Genomic DNA, 849 nt, shown 5'->3' on the forward strand with positions numbered 1-849 from the left:
CTAGGTGTACCCGGCCATGAGGTTGGTGGCGTTTCGGGCTTGACGTGAGGAGAACCTCCGGGGAGCGTGTGGCTTGTCTAGAGTCCACGTCTTCCTCGGAGGTTCTCGTGTCCCACCGTAACGCCCGCCTGACCGTGCATGGTCGGCTGTTGATCGTCCGCCGGCACCAGCAGGGTTGGCGGCAGGCTCATATCGCTGCGGCGATGGGGGTGTCTCGTAAGTGCGTCAAGATCTGGATCGACCGGTACGCAGCCGAGGGCGAAGCCGGGCTGGAGGATCGTTCATCACGGCCGCGCTCCAGCCCGACGCGCACCGCCGAACAGGTCGAGCGGCAGGTCCTGACGGTGCGGGATCGGGAACGCAGGGGCCAGGACTGGATCGGGCCGGAGCTGGGGGTGCCGGCGCGGACGGTGAGCCGGATCCTTCGCCGCCACCACAAGCCCTACCTGCGGGAGCTGGACCCGATCAGCGGGGATCTGATCCGCTCCTCCAAGTCCACCGCGACCCGCTACGAACGAGAACGCCCCGGCGAGCTGGTGCACGTGGACGTGAAGAAGCTGGGCCGCATACCCGACGGCGGCGGATGGAAAGCCAACGGCCGCCAGAAGGGCCAGACGGGCGCGCAGAAACGCGCACGGATCGGCTACGACTACATCCACTCCATGGTCGATGACCACTCCCGGCTGGCGTACTCGGAAGTGCTGCCGGATGAGACGGCGAGCACCAGTGCCGAGTTCCTGCTGCGCGCCGCCGCCTACTTCGCCGCCCACGGGATCAGCTGCATCGAGCGGGTCATCACCGATAACGCGTTCGTGTACCGGCACTCCCACGCGTTCGCGGCGGCGGTTG

1 protein-coding gene is annotated in these 849 nt (G+C 67.5%); it reads left to right on the forward strand.

The window, feature by feature from the left end:
• Window positions 1-107: 107 nt before the first annotated feature.
• Window positions 108-849: helix-turn-helix domain-containing protein (locus WDJ51_RS14260; protein WP_337853139.1), on the forward strand; the 742-nt coding region annotated here is incomplete at its 3' end.

The organism is Rathayibacter sp. YIM 133350, from assembly GCF_037404875.1.
Classification (GTDB): Bacteria; Actinomycetota; Actinomycetes; order Actinomycetales; family Microbacteriaceae; genus Orlajensenia.